This window comes from Halomonas sp. A40-4 (assembly GCF_015767635.1).
Lineage (GTDB): Bacteria > Pseudomonadota > Gammaproteobacteria > Pseudomonadales > Halomonadaceae > Vreelandella > Vreelandella janggokensis.
Genome location: NZ_CP065230.1, coordinates 2,389,378 through 2,405,877, shown reverse-complemented (window position 1 = coordinate 2,405,877; position 16,500 = coordinate 2,389,378). Strand labels below are relative to the sequence as shown.

Annotated in this window: 15 protein-coding genes; 12 read left to right on the top strand and 3 right to left on the bottom strand. The window is 56.5% G+C overall.

The genetic code is table 11. From position 1 onward, the window contains the following. Positions 1 to 4 precede the first annotated feature (4 nt). The 7 genes from miaA (at position 5) to IT895_RS11215 (ending at position 7,590) form a co-directional block, all read left to right on the top strand. The gene (gene miaA, locus IT895_RS11245) at positions 5 to 943 is read left to right on the top strand and encodes a tRNA (adenosine(37)-N6)-dimethylallyltransferase MiaA (protein WP_085917951.1); all 939 of its coding nucleotides are present in this window, start codon (positions 5 to 7) and stop codon (positions 941 to 943) included. 136 nt (positions 944 to 1,079) lie between these two features. Continuing rightward, positions 1,080 to 1,328, top strand: coding sequence for an RNA chaperone Hfq (gene hfq / locus IT895_RS11240; protein WP_066321194.1), 249 nt, complete (start codon positions 1,080 to 1,082; stop codon positions 1,326 to 1,328). Between the two features lie 37 nt (positions 1,329 to 1,365). Then, positions 1,366 to 2,676, top strand: a complete 1,311-nt coding sequence (hflX, locus tag IT895_RS11235; protein ID WP_085917952.1) for a ribosome rescue GTPase HflX — start codon at positions 1,366 to 1,368, stop codon at positions 2,674 to 2,676. A 136-nt stretch (positions 2,677 to 2,812) separates the two neighbouring features. Then, positions 2,813 to 4,072: an FtsH protease activity modulator HflK gene (hflK, locus tag IT895_RS11230; protein WP_199283486.1), complete on the top strand. Its 1,260-nt coding sequence runs from the start codon at positions 2,813 to 2,815 to the stop codon at positions 4,070 to 4,072. Beyond that, on the top strand, positions 4,073 to 4,957 hold the full coding sequence (hflC, locus tag IT895_RS11225; protein WP_085917954.1) for a protease modulator HflC: 885 nt from the start codon (positions 4,073 to 4,075) through the stop codon (positions 4,955 to 4,957). A gap of 144 nt (positions 4,958 to 5,101) precedes the next feature. After that, complete coding sequence (locus IT895_RS11220; RefSeq protein ID WP_199283485.1) at positions 5,102 to 6,295, top strand: ATP phosphoribosyltransferase regulatory subunit; 1,194 nt, start codon at positions 5,102 to 5,104, stop codon at positions 6,293 to 6,295. Continuing rightward, a complete protein-coding gene (locus IT895_RS11215) occupies positions 6,295 to 7,590 on the top strand; it encodes an adenylosuccinate synthase (protein WP_199283484.1) in 1,296 nt (431 codons plus the stop codon). The genes IT895_RS11220 and IT895_RS11215 overlap by 1 nt, the downstream gene beginning before the upstream one ends. An 87-nt stretch (positions 7,591 to 7,677) precedes the next feature. Here the strand turns inward: IT895_RS11215 and cobO are convergent, their stop codons facing one another. Next, positions 7,678 to 8,277, bottom strand: coding sequence for a cob(I)yrinic acid a,c-diamide adenosyltransferase (gene cobO / locus IT895_RS11210; RefSeq protein ID WP_085917957.1), 600 nt, complete (start codon positions 8,275 to 8,277; stop codon positions 7,678 to 7,680). A gap of 201 nt (positions 8,278 to 8,478) precedes the next feature. Here cobO and IT895_RS11205 point away from each other — a divergent pair, with 201 nt between their 5' ends. From IT895_RS11205 to IT895_RS11190, 4 genes are all read left to right on the top strand, one after another. Further along, entirely contained in the window at positions 8,479 to 8,964 is a 486-nt protein-coding gene (locus IT895_RS11205) for a YajQ family cyclic di-GMP-binding protein (protein WP_085917958.1), read from the top strand. Positions 8,965 to 9,028: 64 nt separating this feature from the next. Continuing rightward, positions 9,029 to 11,659, top strand: coding sequence for an aminopeptidase N (gene pepN, locus IT895_RS11200; protein ID WP_199283483.1), 2,631 nt, complete (start codon positions 9,029 to 9,031; stop codon positions 11,657 to 11,659). 34 nt (positions 11,660 to 11,693) lie between these two features. Next, the gene (gene yegS, locus IT895_RS11195; protein WP_199283482.1) at positions 11,694 to 12,653 is read left to right on the top strand and encodes a lipid kinase YegS; all 960 of its coding nucleotides are present in this window, start codon (positions 11,694 to 11,696) and stop codon (positions 12,651 to 12,653) included. Between the two features lie 69 nt (positions 12,654 to 12,722). After that, positions 12,723 to 13,433 (top strand): hypothetical protein, encoded by a 711-nt coding sequence (locus tag IT895_RS11190; protein WP_199283481.1) that lies wholly within the window; start codon positions 12,723 to 12,725, stop codon positions 13,431 to 13,433. 76 nt (positions 13,434 to 13,509) lie between these two features. Here the strand turns inward: IT895_RS11190 and IT895_RS11185 are convergent, their stop codons facing one another. Beyond that, positions 13,510 to 13,713, bottom strand: a complete 204-nt coding sequence (locus IT895_RS11185; protein ID WP_066321172.1) for a cold-shock protein — start codon at positions 13,711 to 13,713, stop codon at positions 13,510 to 13,512. Between the two features lie 134 nt (positions 13,714 to 13,847). Between IT895_RS11185 and IT895_RS11180 the strand changes: the two genes are divergently transcribed. Then, positions 13,848 to 14,504: a LysE family translocator gene (locus IT895_RS11180; RefSeq protein ID WP_199283480.1), complete on the top strand. Its 657-nt coding sequence runs from the start codon at positions 13,848 to 13,850 to the stop codon at positions 14,502 to 14,504. Positions 14,505 to 14,518: 14 nt separating this feature from the next. Here the strand turns inward: IT895_RS11180 and IT895_RS11175 are convergent, their stop codons facing one another. Beyond that, positions 14,519 to 16,453, bottom strand: coding sequence for a transglycosylase SLT domain-containing protein (locus IT895_RS11175; protein ID WP_199283479.1), 1,935 nt, complete (start codon positions 16,451 to 16,453; stop codon positions 14,519 to 14,521). Between the last annotated feature and the right edge of the window lie 47 nt (positions 16,454 to 16,500).

Sequence of the window (16,500 nt, the reverse complement as noted above, 5' to 3'; positions counted from 1 at the left end):
GCGAATGGCTGATACACGCCCTTGGGCAATTTTTTTAATGGGTCCGACCGCCGCCGGAAAAACGGATACGGCAATCGCGTTGCATGAGCGGCTGGGTCATCAGTTGATCAGTGTTGATTCGGCGATGGTGTATCGTGGCCTCGATATCGGCAGTGCCAAGCCCAGTGCGGATGAGCTTGCTCGCGCGCCTCACCGATTAATCGATATTCGTGACCCGGCCGAGCCTTATTCAGCCGCCGATTTTCGCTGCGATGCGCTTGATGAGATGCGACAAATCAGCGCGGCGGGCCAGGTGCCGTTGCTGGTAGGCGGTACCATGCTTTACTACAAGCACTTGCTCGAAGGTGTCGCCAATCTGCCCCCGGCAGATGCTTCCATTCGAAAAGAACTAGGGGCGAGGTGGCAGGCAGAAGGGCTTTCAGCCCTGCATCAAACATTGGCGCAGGTTGACCCGCCTTCGGCGCAGCGTATCCATCCCAACGATCCGCAGCGCCTCATGCGCGCTCTGGAAGTGTATTACGCAAGTGGGCGTCCGATGAGCGCATTGTGGGCTGAACAGCAACCGGAAACCTTTCCATGGCGGGTGTTGTCGATAGGGCTATTGCCAGCAGATCGGGCGATATTGCACCAGCGCATCGCGCAACGGTTTGAAATGATGTTGGCAGAGGGCTTGATAGATGAGGTCGCCGCCCTCAAACAACGTTATGACCTGCATGGTGATTTGCCCGCGATTAAAAGCGTTGGATACCGGCAGGTTTGGGAATATCTGGAAGGCCGTTATGATGATGCAATGCTGCGCGAGCGCGGTATTATCGCCACTCGACAGCTCGCCAAGCGGCAGATTACTTGGCTGAGGCGTTGGCCGTCACTGCATTGGATCGATACTTTGCAGCCTAACTCATTGGACAAGGTGCTGAAAATCGTGCGCGGAAGCGGTGCTTAGCGTAAGATATGAGGTTCGTAAGTCATGATTTCGAGTGGCCGAGCGAGCAGGCCTTTGGCCAACAAGATATCGGCGTAGCACCAGTTGGGCACGCCATCCATAATTAACCCCCAACGACAGTTTTAGGGAGAGCAACATGTCCAAAGGGCAGTCCCTTCAAGACCCGTACCTGAATATTTTGCGCAAGGAGCGTATTCCGGTCTCTATCTTCCTGGTCAACGGCATTAAGCTGCAGGGCCAGATTGAATCGTTTGACCAGTTTGTCATCTTGTTGCGCAATACCGTCAGCCAGATGGTTTATAAACATGCGATCTCAACCGTCGTACCATCGCGAAATGTGCGGTTGCCTGCACAAGATCCGGCCGCTCCGGACGAAGATGAGTAACACGGTGAGATCAGCAAAACAGTCCATGAGGTATTGATTGTTTTTTGAACGCCCTGAAGCCGGCGAAACGGCAGTGCTTGTTCACGTTGATTTTCAGGATGAACAAGCACGCGAAGACCCGGGTGAGTTTTTAGAACTCGTACGTTCTGCCGGTGCAGAGCCTGCTACATTGCTCACGGCCAGCCGACACCGCCCCGATTCACGTACCTTTATCGGGTCAGGCAAGTTGGAAGAGCTGCGGGCAATGCTCGCAGCTCACCAGGCCGAGTTGGTCATCTTTAACCATGGTTTAAGCCCATCGCAGCAGCGTAATCTTGAGCGTGAACTCAAGTGCCGCGTGCTGGACCGGACGGGCTTGATTCTGGATATTTTTGCACAGCGTGCGCGCACCCACGAAGGTAAATTACAGGTTGAGCTTGCTCAGCTTGAATACGTATCCACACGCTTGATTCGCGGGTGGACTCACCTTGAACGTCAGAAGGGCGGTATCGGTCTGCGCGGTCCGGGTGAAACGCAGTTGGAGACCGACCGGCGGCTTCTCCGTGGCCGTATCAAATCGATCAATAAACGACTCGATAAAGTGCGCAGCCAGCGTGAGCAGAATCGCCGAGCTCGTTCACGGGCAGAAATTCACAGCGTCTCGCTGGTTGGTTATACCAACGCTGGAAAATCAACCCTCTTCAATGCGTTAACGCAGTCACACGTGTATGCTGCTGATCAGTTGTTCGCGACGCTTGACCCGACACTAAGACGTCTGGAAATTGAAGATGTAGGGCCTGTCGTGATGGCCGATACCGTCGGTTTTATCCGTCACCTGCCTCACAAACTTGTGGAGGCGTTTCAGGCCACGCTTCAGGAAGCGGCTGAAGCAACGCTACTCGTACATGTCATCGATGCCGCCGATCCTGATCGTGATCTAAACGTTGAGCAGGTCGAGCGTGTACTCGAAGAAATTGGTGCCGATGATGTCCCGGTACTGAAAGTCATGAACAAAATTGACCGGCTGGACAGCGCGCCCCGCATTGAGCGAGACGGACAGGGGCGTCCCGATGTCGTTTGGCTTTCAGCCCAGGAAGGCAAGGGGCTCGCGTTACTCCACGAGGCACTAACGGAGCGCCTGGCGAGCGATGTCATCGGCTTTTCGCTAACGCTTTCCCCCGAGCAGGGCAAGTTGCGTGCAGGTCTTCACGAATTGAATGCCGTGCGGGAGGAAGCATTTGATGAACAGGGACGTTCGGTACTGAATGTGCGTTTGCCTCGACGTGACTTTAACCAGTTGATGGCGCAACTTGGTGAACGCGCCAATACCTATTTGCCAGCCGAGCTGCGCGAAACGAGTGAATGGTGAGTTCTCGTGGAGCGGGTAGGCACGAGCCCCGGTCAGTGACCGAACAAGCTCCAGATTGCATAATACTAAATTGCGCTATGGCCCCGTGTTAACGTCGGGGCTTGAGCGTGAGTGAATACCTCAGTGGAGACGAAGTATGGCCTGGAATGAGCCCGGTGGCGGCAACCAGCATGATCCTTGGAGTGGTGGTGGCCGACGAGGCGGAAGCGACGGCGGTGGAAACCGTGGTGGCAATAACGATAGCAACAATGGCAATAAAGGGGGCAACAACCAAGGCCCTCCCGATCTCGATGAAGCGCTGAAAAAGTTTCAGGATAAGCTGAGCGGTATGCTCGGTGGCGGCAAGAAATCTGGCGGCGGCGGTAACAAAGGTAGCGGCGGCGGCAAGCCTCGTAATGTCTTTGCGCTACCGGGCTTGTTGATTATTGTCGCATTGGCGATCTGGGCCGCAATGGGCTTTTATGTCGTGGATCAATCCGAGCGTGGCGTTGTGCTTCGTTTTGGCGAATACCAGAACACCGTTACCCCTGGACTTCAGTGGAATCCACCCTTGATCGACGAAGTGCGAATGGTCAATGTGACGCGTGTGCGCTCGCTGACCCAGACCCAGTCGATGCTGACCCGGGATGAGAACATCGTTGAAGTGGAAATATCCGCTCAGTATCAGGTGGCCGATCCGCGCAATTTCGTCCTCAATGTACGAGACCCGGAGCTGTCACTGGACAACGCCCTCGACTCATCGCTGCGTCATGTGGTCGGTGGAACCGACATGATCGATATCCTGACCTCGGGTCGTGAAATTCTGGGCAGTTCGGTATCGAGCCGTCTTCAGTCCTACCTGGACAACTACGGCGCTGGTATCCAGCTCCAGACCATCAACATCGAGTCCACCTCTGCTCCGCAGCCGGTCATTGATGCCTTTGATGACGTGATCCGCGCCCGTGAAGATCGTCAGCGCACGATCAACCAGGGCATCGCCTACGCCAACTCGATCATCCCTGAGGCTCAGGGTCAGGCGCAGCGGTTGGTCGAACAGGGCCAGGGTTATCGTGAATCGGTCGTGGCCGAAGCGCAGGGTCAAGCCAACCGCTTCAATTCGCTGCTCGCCGAGTACGAGAATTCGCCTGATATCATGCGTGAGCGGATGTACATTGAAGCCATCGAAGATGTCTTTGGCGAAACGCCCAAGGTGCTGCTTGACGTGAGTGAGAACGCACCGATGATGTACCTGCCGCTCGAGCAGTTGAATCGTCGCCAGGGTGCCGCCGCTTCGCAGCAGAGCAACAGCGACGGTGTCGATCCGCAGGTGCTTGAAAGCCTGCGCAGCGGTAACAGCAGCAGTCAGAGCAGCAACTCCTCATCCAATAGCAGCTCTATCCGCAGGGAGGGCCGGTAAATGATCAATAATCGATCCCTGCTAATCGTTGGCGGCATTGCCGCCGTTGCGTGGCTTGCCAGTAACAGCCTGTATGTTGTCGATGAAACCGAACGTGCGGTCAAACTGCGCTTCGGTGAGGTCATCGAAGAGAACATTCAGCCGGGCCTGCACGTCAAAATGCCGATTGCGCAGACAGTGCGTACTTTCGATACCCGCCTGCTGACGCTGGATACCGACACCAGCCGCTATCTGACCCAAGAGCAGAAAGCGGTCATTGTCGATTCCTACGTGAAGTGGCAGGTGGTCAATCCCACTCGCTACTACGAGGCCACCGCAGGGGATGAAATGATGGCGACGCGCCTGATTCAGCCCCGCGTTGACGAAAGCCTGCGCAACCAGTTTGGTCGCTTGAACCTTCAGCAGATCATCGCCGAGGAGCGCGACGACCTGATGGATGGCCCGACCGAGGAGCTCGACGCACTGATGCGCGAAGAGCTTGGCGTGGCGATTCGCGATATCCGTATCAAGCGGATCGACCTGCCGGACGACGTATCAGCCGCGGTCTATGAGCGGATGCGTTCAGAGCGCGAGCGTGAAGCCCGGGAATGGCGTGCCCAGGGTCAAGAAGAGGCCGAGCGCATCCGTGCGAACGCAGATCGCCGCCGCCAGGTGCTGCTCGCTCAGGCCAATGAGCGTGCCGAAACCTTGCGCGGTGAGGGCGATGCCCAGGCGGCGGCCATCTTCTCTGAAGCCTACGGTCAAGACCCTGAGTTCTTCACTTTCTGGCGTAGTCTGAATGCCTATCGTGAGAGCTTCTCGGGAGATGACAATCTGTTGGTGCTGGAGCCGGATAGTGACTTCTTCCGCTACCTGCGCAGCGCCATGCCTGACGAAGACAGTTAAGCCATTGACGTAGGCCCCGTCGGACACCGGCGGGGTTCAACACGTCATAAAACGTGATAGACTTTACCAACCGGGCGTCGCCCGGTTTTTTTGTGGCCCTACGTCATTGGGCCTTCACTATTGTCGTCTCGCAGGATTGTTCACATGACCATTGCTGACCGCTGGCTATTGCCCGACGGCATGGACGAAGTGCTGCCGCCTCAGGCAAGCCGTATGGAAGAGCTACGCCGGACGTTGCTGGATCTATACCATGTTTGGGGCTATGACCAAGTCATGCCACCGCCGGTGGAGTTTCTGGACTCTCTGCTTACTGGCACGGGAACCGACCTGGACCTCCAGACCTTCAAGTTGACCGACCAGTTGACGGGGCGGATGATGGGCGCGTCGGCGGATGTTACACCGCAGGTGGCCCGAATGGATGCCCATTCGCTCAAGCGCCAGGGGCCGGTGCGCCTGTGCTACTGCACCAACGTATTGCGCGCCAAGGCAGACCAGCATCAGGGGGGGCGGAGCCCTGTCCAGGTGGGGGTCGAGCTGTTTGGCCACGCCGGTCTGGATGCTGACAAGGAAATTATCCATCTGGCACTGTCGAGCCTGCAGGCGGCAGGTGCGCAGGAGATCCACCTGGCGCTGGGGCATATCGGTATTTATCGGAGCCTGGTAGAGGCGGCGGAATTGAACGCCGATCAGGAAGCGCAGCTGTTTGACGCTCTGGCGCTCAAGTCACCGGGCCTGCTGGCAGAAAACGTCAGCACCAGCGTAAGAGATCCTGCTTTGGCTGAGATGCTATTGGCCCTGGGCGAACTGCATGGCGATGCCGATATTTTGCTTCAAGCGCGTGAACGTCTGGCGGGTGCGCCCGCGTCCGTGGTCGCAGCGCTGGACCAACTGGATGCCCTCTATCAAGGTGTACTGGCACAGTTTGATGTCTCGCTGTATTTTGATCTGGCCGAATTACGTGGCTATCAATACCATACCGGCATGATGTTCGCGGCGTATGTGCCAGGCTACGGCCATGCGCTGGCGAAAGGCGGTCGCTATGATGATACGGGGCGTGCTTTCGGGCGTGCGCGTCCGGCAACCGGCTTTTCGATGGACTTGAAACAGTTGGCCTCACTGGATATGGCCTCGTCGGAGCAGGGCGCGATATGGGCGCCAGCAGAGCAGGCCGCATCACTTGATGCTGCCATTGCCTTGCTGCGTGAGCAGGGCGAGCGGGTAATTCAGGCGCTGCCAGGGCAGCGTACGGGACCGGCGGAACACGGTTGTGACCGCCGTCTTGAGTTTATCGATGGTCGTTGGCAGCCAACGACACTGACACAAGAGACGAGTGCATAATGGGTAAGAATGTCGTAGTCCTGGGAACCCAGTGGGGCGATGAAGGCAAAGGCAAGATCGTTGATTTGCTGACTGAGTCGGCGTCGGCGGTGGTGCGTTTTCAGGGTGGCCATAACGCGGGTCATACGCTGGTGATTGACGGTGAAAAAACCGTGCTTCACCTGATTCCTTCCGGCGTACTGCGGCCTGACAAGACCTGCATCATCGGTAATGGCGTCGTGCTCTCGCCGGAAGCGCTGATCAAAGAAATTCGCGAGCTTGAAGCCAAAGGTGTCCCGGTGCGTGAACGGTTGCGCTTGTCGCCTGCCTGCCCGTTGATCCTGCCCTACCACGTATGCCTGGACCAGGCGCGGGAAAAAGCCCGCGGTATCGCAAAGATTGGTACGACGGGCCGGGGGATTGGCCCCGCTTATGAAGATAAAGTCGCTCGCCGGGGTTTGCGTTTGGGCGATATGCTTCACCGCGAACGTTTTGCTTCCAAACTGGGCGAAGTGCTCGACTACCACAACTTTGTCCTGGTTAATTACCACGGCGAGCCAGCCGTAGACTTCCAGAAAGTGCTCGATAGCGCCATGCAGATGGCCGAAGAACTACGCCCCATGGTGAGCGACACGGTGAGCATGGTTCACGATCTGCGCAAATCCGGAGAGAATATTCTCTTCGAAGGTGCCCAGGGGTCGCTGCTGGATATCGACCACGGTACTTATCCGTTTGTGACCAGCTCCAATACCACCGCGGGCGGAACGGCGACGGGGTCCGGCGTTGGTCCGCTGTACCTGGACTATGTGCTGGGTATCACCAAAGCCTACACCACACGCGTCGGGTCAGGTCCGTTTCCCACCGAGCTGTTTGACGACCACGGCCGCCATCTGGCCGAGAAGGGCCATGAGTTTGGCGCTACCACCGGCCGTCCGCGTCGCTGTGGCTGGTTCGATGCTGTCGCGCTTCGCCATGCGGTGCAGATCAATTCGGTTTCGGGTATCTGTTTGACCAAGTTGGACGTGCTCGACGGGCTGGAAAATATCCGCGTGTGCGTTGGTTATCGCAGCAAAGACGGTGACGTGCTCGATACGCCGGTCGATTCAGAAGGCTACGAAGCCCTTGAACCAGTCTATGAGGACCTGCCTGGCTGGAAAGAGTCGACCCTGGGCGTAAAAAAGGTCGAAGAACTGCCGGCCAATGCGCGGGCCTACATCAGTTTCCTGGAAGAACAAGTAGGCACCAGCATCGACATTATTTCCACTGGCCCAGACCGCATTGAAACGATCGTGCTGCGCAATCCGTTTGATGGATAACCGGCTGAATAGCTGACACATTCTGTCGGGTGGGTGTAAAGAAAGGGGCGACGTGTTCGCCCCTTTTCAGGTCTGTCATTCGAACGCTTAAAAATCGATGCCGCGGCGCGCCTGGATGCCGTTGTTGAAGGCATGGCGGACTTCCTGCATTTCGGTCACCGTGTCTGCCATGGCGACGAGATCGCGGTGAGCGTTGCGGCCGGTAATAATCACGGTCTGTTCGCGAGGACGCTTCTCCAGAGCGGCTTTGACCTCGGCAATATCCAGGTAGCCAAACTTGAGCATATAGGTGATCTCGTCCAGTACCACCAGGTAGGTGTCGGGGTCGGCCAGCATTTTCTCTGCGTCTTGCCATACCTCTTGGCATGCCTGGGTGTCCGCCTCACGGTTTTGCGTTTCCCAGGTGAAGCCGGTGGCCATGATGGCAACGCTCAGGTTGGGGTCTTCTTCCAATCGATTGCGCTCGCCGCACTCCCACAGCCCTTTGATAAACTGAACGACGCCAACTTTATAGCCGTAGCCAAGGGCGCGGGTCACCGTGCCCCAGGCCGCTGTCGTCTTCCCTTTGCCGTTGCCGGTGTTGATGAGTATTAGGCCACGCTGCTCGGTGGCATCCGCGACCTTCTCGTCGACGCGAGCCTTGAGTTTTTCCATTGATGCTTTATGGCGTGTATTACGGTCGGTCATGGGGGTTCCTCAGCTGCGAATAGAGCGTTCCGGTGCCTTAGCCTAAGCGATTCATCGTGCCTTGAACATCTAGGAGAACCCTCTTTTATTCCACGATAAGTCGTCTGGATTCAGTATTTTGGCTATTTATATCCACATAATTGGCCGGTGGGGGGCTGGCTGCTCTAGAATAGTGGGTCATGTCTTGTCAGGAATCCGTTTATGCCCTCATTTGATATTGTCTCTGAGTTTGATCAGCACGAAGCTGCCAATGCTGTCGACCAAGCCAACCGCGAAGTTCAGTCCCGCTTTGATTTCAAGGGCGTGGATGCGTCTTTCACGCTTGAAAAGGAGTCGGTTCAGCTTGAAGCCGAGGTCGATTTTCAGCTCAAACAGATGCTTGATGTACTGCGTAACCGTCTGATTGCACGGGGCATCGATGCGCGCTGTATGGATATTAAAGACCCTGTGCTATCGGGTGTTAAAGCCCGTCAGGAAGTGGCGCTCAAGCAAGGCCTGGATCAAGGCGAGGCGAAAGATATCGTCAAGCGTATCAAGGCCAGCAAGCTAAAAGTCCAAGCACAAATTCAGGGTGAAAAGGTGCGGGTTACAGGTAAAAAGCGTGACGATTTGCAAAGCGTCATGTCGCTATTGCGCGGTGAGGAAGGACCGGAACTGCCGCTTCAGTTCGATAACTTCCGGGATTGACCCGACGCCCTGGTAACCTCTTTACGCCGCCAATAACAGCAATGACTATAAGGAGTTTCTCATCATGTCTGATCCGCAGCCGGTTTATTTAAGCGATTACCAGCCTCCCGCCTACCGGGTGACCCATACCGAGCTGACGTTTGATCTTGACCCCGCCGCGACTCGAGTCAAAGCGCGCCTGCACATCGAGCGACAGGCAACGGCCAGTGCTGATGAACCACTCAAGCTTGACGGTGAGCAACTGACCCTTGACGCCTTGCTGATTGATGGCAACCCACTGTCGGGTAATGATTATCAGGTAAGCGATGAGGGGCTTCGTATTGAACAGGTGCCTGCGCGCTTTACCCTGGAAAGTGAAGTACAACTCTCGCCCAAGGACAACACCGCGTTGGAAGGTCTTTACCAGTCCAACGGCATGTTCTGTACCCAGTGTGAGGCGGAAGGATTTCGACGTATCACCTTTTATCCCGATCGTCCGGATGTAATGTCGACCTTTAAAGTGACCGTCATCGGGGATCGCGAGCGAGAGCCCGTTCTGCTCGCCAACGGCAATCCGGTTGAACAAGGCGATCTTGAAAACGGTCGCCACTTTGCTATCTGGGAGGATCCACACCCCAAGCCCTGTTACCTGTTTGCCCTGGTCGCCGGCGATTTGCATAGCGTTGAAGACCGTTTTACCACCCGGTCCGGGCGCGAAGTGACACTGCAGCTTTGGGTTGAGCAAGAAAATCTGGCCAAAACCGAGCATGCCATGGGGTCGCTGAAACGGGCCATGGCCTGGGATGAGCAAGCCTACGGTCGTGAATACGACCTGGACCTGTTCATGATCGTGGCGGTGAATGACTTCAATATGGGGGCCATGGAAAATAAAGGTCTCAATATCTTTAATTCGGCGGCGGTATTAGCCCATCCGGATACAGCGACTGACGGCGCTTTCCAGACGGTTGAGGGCATTGTTGCCCACGAGTATTTCCATAATTGGTCGGGTAATCGAGTCACCTGCCGCGACTGGTTCCAGCTCTCCCTGAAAGAGGGCTTCACTGTCTTCCGTGATCAATGTTTCTCCGCCGAGACCAACTCTGCCCCAGTGAAGCGGATTCAGGACGTTTCGTTTTTCCGCACGGCGCAGTTTGCCGAAGATGCTGGACCGACGGCCCATCCGGTGCGGCCGGATCATTATATTGAGATCACCAATTTCTACACCCTGACTATTTATGAAAAGGGCGCTGAAATTGTTCGCATGTTGTGCAACCTGGTCGGGTGGGACGCCTTTCGGCAGGGGGCCGACCGTTACTTTGCGCGCTTTGACGGTCAGGCGGTAACCATCGAAGACTTTGTGGATTGCATGGCAGAGGCCTCGGGACTTGACCTAGGTCAGTTCATGCGTTGGTATTCCCAGGCGGGAACACCCGAAATCGACGCCCATGGCGAGTACGACTATGCCCACGGCGAGTACCATTTGACGCTGCGTCAGCGGACCCCCGCTACGCCGGGCCAAGTAGATAAAGAGCCGCTGCATATCCCCATTGCCATGGGCCTTGTGGGTACCAAGTCGGGCCAGGACCTGGCGCTTACCCTGGACGGCAACAAGCTCGGTAAAGAGACAGTCATCCACCTGCGCGAAGACGAGCAGACCTTCGTGTTTACCGACGTGGCAGAGGCCCCTGTGCCTTCGCTACTGCGTAACTTCTCCGCGCCAGTGAAGCTGCATTTTCCGTATTCGCGGGAAGATCTCGCCTTCCTGCTGACCCAGGACAGCGATGGGTTTAACCGCTGGGATGCCGGGCAACGGCTGGCGATGCTGGCGCTTGATGACTTGATTGCCGCTCACCGTAATGGTGTGGAAAAGGTAATGGACAGCCGTGTCGTCGAGGCATTCCGAACGCTATTGGCCGATGCGCCGGCGGACAAGGCGGTGCTTGCCGAAATGCTCACGTTACCTTCGGAAGCGTACATCGCTGAGCAGCAGCCGATTGTCGATGTCGATGCTATCCACGCGGCCCGAGAGTTTGTCCGACAGTCACTGGCGATGGCGCTGCGTGATGAGTTCATGGCGACCTTTGAGGCCAATCGCTCCAGTGAGCCTTATGCACCGACGCCTGAGCAGATTGCCCAGCGAAGCTTGAAGAATGTAGCACTCAGCTACCTGATGTCGATTGAAGATGAGCAGGGTGTGGCGCTCTGCGAAGGTCAGTTTGCGGCGAACCACAACATGACTGATGTACGTCATGCATTGACGCTGCTGGTTCATAGTGACCGTGACGACCTGGCCTCTCCGGCGCTCAAGACCTTCGGTGAAAAGTGGGCCCATGACCCGCTGGTCATGGATCAGTGGTTCACGATTCAGGTCTCGCGCCCCCAGCCGGATGTGATCGACCGTGTGAAGTACCTGATGGCCCATCCCGCCTTCTCGCTGAAGAACCCCAACCGTGTGCGCGCGCTGATTGGCGCTTTTGCCCAAAATCGCGTCAATTTCCATCGTCTGGATGGTCAGGGCTACGCTCTACTGGCTGATGTCGTGATTGAGTTGAATCGGCTGAACCCGGAAATAGCGGCGCGCCTGATTACCCCGCTAACCCGTTGGCAACGGTTCGATGAAACACGACAGGTCTTGATGCGGTCTGAGCTTGAGCGCATTCAACGCGAACCGCTATCGAGTAACGTATATGAGGTGGTGGAGAAAGCATTGGCGTAACAAATTGATGGAGTGACAAGGAAAGGAAATCTCAGTGACAACACCAAAAAAGCGTTTTTTACTCATTGTTAATGGTAAATCAGCCGGTAATGCGGCGTTACGTGAAGCGGTAGCTGAGCAAAGAAAGGCAGGGATGTCGATTAGTGTTCGGGTAACCTGGGAAGCGGGCGATGCCGGGCATTTTGCCGTGGTCGCCGTCGATATGGGAATGACTCATGTGATTGCCTGTGGCGGGGATGGTACCGTCAACGAGGTGATGAACGGTCTGATGCGTCTGGATAAAGAGCGGCGGCCGGTCATGGGAATTGTGCCGCTGGGTAGCGCAAATGACTTTGCGACCTCGGTGGGCTTGCCGCTGGAGCCCTCCGAGGGGCTGTCTGCGGCGTTGACGCTGTCTGATTACCCGATTGACGTTGTTAAACTATGTGCCGAGAGCGACACTGAGTCGGTCACCAGCTATTACGTTAATATGATGACGGCAGGTTTTGGCGCTGAAATTACCTCGTCCACTCCCAAAATGCTCAAGCGCATGTTGGGTGGCGGCGCTTATTCCCTGATGGGGGCCGTCAAGGCATGGCGACACCATAGCTACCGTGGCACGCTACACTGGGACGATCAGGAAGAGTCGACGTCGCTTTTACTGCTCGCCATTGGCAACGGTCGCCAGTCAGGGGGTGGGCAAGTGCTGGCCCCAAAGGCGAAATTGGATGACGGTCATCTTGATATCCTCGTGGTCAAGGATTTTCTCACAGCGCGGGCACTGACGGATCTGGTCAGCGAATTGCAGGATTTTCCCAGCCATGGGCAATTCGTGCGCTATGTATCGGCGGATGCGCTCAGCGTATCGACACTATCTGACGATCCTCCGTGGCCGTTAACCCTGGATGGTGAAGCACGCCATTATCGACGCTTTCGCGCTGATGTTGTGCCGTTGGCTATCCATGTGGTGCTGCCCGATCAATGCCCACTACTGTCATCGGTCATAGAGACCTGAAATTAATAATCTGTCATTGACCCACTTTTACAGAGGCGATGAGACATACACATTGAGGAGACAACATAAATGACTAAAAGCGTTTGGCTACCCTTGCTGGCAGCTGTCGTGTTGGTGGTCAGTGGCTGTGGCGATAACGACGAAACGTCCAACGCCGATCAGCAGCAAGAGTCTGCTTCATCATCAAATAACGGAGACGCTGTATCTGCTGATGCTCCAGCAGGTACTGAAGAGGAGGGAGCCGTCGACGAGCCCGGTGCCAGCGGCAGCCAGGAAGATAGCGATGCTATTGAATCCCAGGCGGAAGATGAGCTGGATCGAACTGAGGCCCTTGAAGGCGAACAGGCGGAGGAAGACAGCGCCGTGCAGACCGAAGATGTTGAGGCCGGCGAGGATACCTTGGCTGCTGATCCTGAAGACGTGCTTGAGGAAGGCGGCGCAATGCCCGGTGAGGCAACTCGGTCGGATGTGGACGATATGATTGCCGAAACCGAACGCCGGTTTGAGGAGGCGCAGCAGCGGCTGGAAGAGCAGTTTCAGGAAGTCGAGAAGCAGTCCCCTGTTGTCGATCCTATCAGCGATGAAGAGATGGAGGAGCGCTGGGAGTTTGAAAGCAGTCTGCCTGAGTCGGCTCGCGACGGAGAGCGTACGCGCGGTAAAGATATAGATGAGCTGATAGAAGACACCGAGCGGCGTTTTGAAGAGGCTGAGCAGCGATTGAATGAACAGTTTGAATCAATCGAGGAAGAGCGCCCTGAAACCATAGAGCAGGAAGAATAACTTCCCTGGTGAGGCTTGTGCGCTAGGCAAATAAAAAGGCCCGCATCGTCATGCGGGCCTTGTGCGCGATAGCGAATTACGCAACGCGTATATTGGAAGCCTGGAGGCCTTTTTTACCCTGGGTTACCTCAAAGCTGACTTTCTGACCATCCTGCAGGCTTTTGAAACCTTCAGCTTGAATTTCGGAGAAGTGAGCAAATAGATCGTCACCACCGTCATCCGGGGAGATGAAGCCGTAACCTTTGGTATCGTTGAACCACTTGACAGTGCCAGTTGCCATTATGCATTTCCTTCACGAGCTTGATGTTCAAGCGGGGCGCTATTGCGAACCCGCCTGAATTACTCTAGATGCAAAAAAACCTGTCGTCCAGTCACAATGTGATTGAATCGTTTCCATCGAACGAGTGCCTTGTTATGACGCCATTTAGCCTGATTGATGCGCAGTTTGTGCCATTTGTCATTGCCATTACGTTGCTGTCGATCACCCCTGGGGTCGATACGTTGCTGGTGATCCGTAATACGGCCAGGGGAGGGCTGCGTGACGGGGTCGCCACCAGCATGGCGATCTGCAGCGGCCTGTTCGTGCATGCCACCATCTCGGCAATGGGGATTTCGCTGATCCTGCTGCAGTCAGCCTGGGCGTTTCATGCCTTGAAGCTGGTGGGAGCTGGCTATTTGATCTGGCTGGGTATTAGCAGTCTGCTGGCGGCACGGCGTGGACAACCATTGCCGGTGAAGGGTGTGATGACCACGGATACGGCCGTTCCACTCTGGCAACCGCTGAAAGAAGGGTTTTTATCCAATGTGCTTAACCCCAAGACGGTAGTATTTTATATGGCTTTTCTGCCGCAGTTCATTGCCCCGAGCGATCCAACGCTGGTCAAGTCGCTATGGTTGGCAGGCGTTCACTTCGTGATTGCCAACCTCTGGCAAATCAGTGTGGTACTGATGGTCGGCAGCGCCGGAAAATGGCTGGCCAGCGCGCGTTTTGCACAAACGCTCAACGCGATGACTGGCACCGTATTGGTGATGCTGGGGATCCGGCTGGCGTTTTCGCAGCGGCCGGTGTAACGCTAGAGCGTGGATTAATCGCGATTGACCAGCGCCCGACTGTAACGTACCTGCCTTTCGCCGTCGCTCAGCAGCGATATTCCGTCACTTGAGCCGTTGGCGAGACTTTCAAAAATGGCACGATAACTCAGCACTGCCTGCACGTAGTTGCGCGTTTCACGGTAGGGAATGCGCTCCACAAAGAGGTCAAAGGCCTCGATGCTGTCATCCCTCAGCCAGCTGTCTACCCGTCCAGGGCCCGCGTTGTAAGCTGCTGCGGCAGCTAAACGATTGCCCTGGTAGCGCTGCAGCTTGTCGCGTAAGTACGTGCTGCCCAGGCGAATATTCAGCTCCGGATCGAGTATACCGTAGGGGCCAGGATCATCGAGGCCCAGTTGGCGACTTACCTGGGCAGCGGTGCCAGGCATCAATTGCATCAGCCCGCGGGCGCCGGCAGGTGACAGGGCATCGGGATTGTAGGCGCTTTCGCGCCGGGTAATCGCCATTAGCAGGTAAGGATCCACGCCGCTAATGCGCCCCCAGTGGATGAAGTCGTCGTGGTAGGCCTGGGGGAAGCGCCATTCGAGGGCGTCCCACATACCCGCCGCTATGGTGGTTTGCACCAGCCGGGCATGCCAATCCTGCTCGGCGGCAAAGTCCGCCAGCGCTCGGGCTTCTTCGGTGGATGCCTGCTGAACGGCATGCAGCCACTCACTATTGGCCAGGCCGTCTTCGCCGATGCGCATCAATGCCTGGGTACGCTGCACCATGGGCAGTTGCGCGATACGCTCACGTGAAGCGTCGTCAAAATAGAAGCGCTCATTGTTCAACGCTAACGGCTGCCCCAAACGCTCAGCAGCGGCAAAACCGTAAAAGCTACGCTGTGAAGCAGCTTGCTGGAAATGCGTTGCTGCCGCCGTCTGATCGCCTAGCTGCTGGCTGGCTCGGGCGAGCCAGTATTGCCACCGTGCATCCGCTTTCTGCTCGCTGGGCATTTGGGTAATCCACTGGCGCACCGACTCCCATTGATGAGCTTGAAGGGCGCGGCGAACACGCAATTCAAGAACGCGCTCGCTGTCCAGATTGGGCAAAACGCTATCGACCCACGCCATCGAATTGGGCACTTCACGCACCAGTACGTAATACGCCAGCTCTTCCTCGATAAGCTGTTGATCGCTGGGCAACAGGCTCAGTCGCTCAGTCAGTGAGCGCCAAACGGACAGCGCTCGCGGGGTGTCGTCTAGCGTAAGGCGTTGCATTGCCGCCTGGTAAAAAGCGGCCGTAGCCGCGCATTCAGGGCCCAGACAGGTGGGGGCACTGAGTAAGCGCTGCGGGTCGCTATCCACCGCTTCGTAGGTATCAATGGCGGTTTGCCAGCGCTCACTTAATTGATTGCTCAGGTAGTCGGCCAGCCGACGGTTATCTGCCTGCCAGGCTAACATCAGGCGTTCCCAAATCAACTCGCCATCGATGGTGCCGTTTGCTCTCAACCGGTCAAACAACGGATCGCAGGCGTTCGGTTGGGATTGGCCCACAAGCCAGAGGCGTTGGCCGGCCTCAACCGCTTGTTGTGGGGCAATGTCAAAATGGGCCGTGTGGTAGTGGCATTGCCGGGCGGCGCCGTTGGGCTCACCATTGCTGACCGCCCGTACACGGCCATACTGGCCTGCCTTACCGTATTGATCGATGGCCTGTCCACGCATCCAGTCGCTCAGCGGTGAGTCCCTGTGGGTATCGATATAGCGGTTGACCGTTTCCGGCGGCAGGTCCGGTAGCTGGTTGCGCAACCGATGATAAGTGACATAGCCGCTTAACGGATGGTCTTCAATGGCCGCCATGTCAATGCGGTCCCACTGCTGGTTGCGTGCAGCATCGAGCGCGTCGCGCATTGCACTGTCGCTCAAGGCCCATGACATGCTTGGTAAGCAGGCAATGAACGCAATGGATAATACGCGGGCAGTGCAGGGCATGATGCTTCCTCGATACGGCATTGGGTGGCCTTGGGGGACTGAACTAT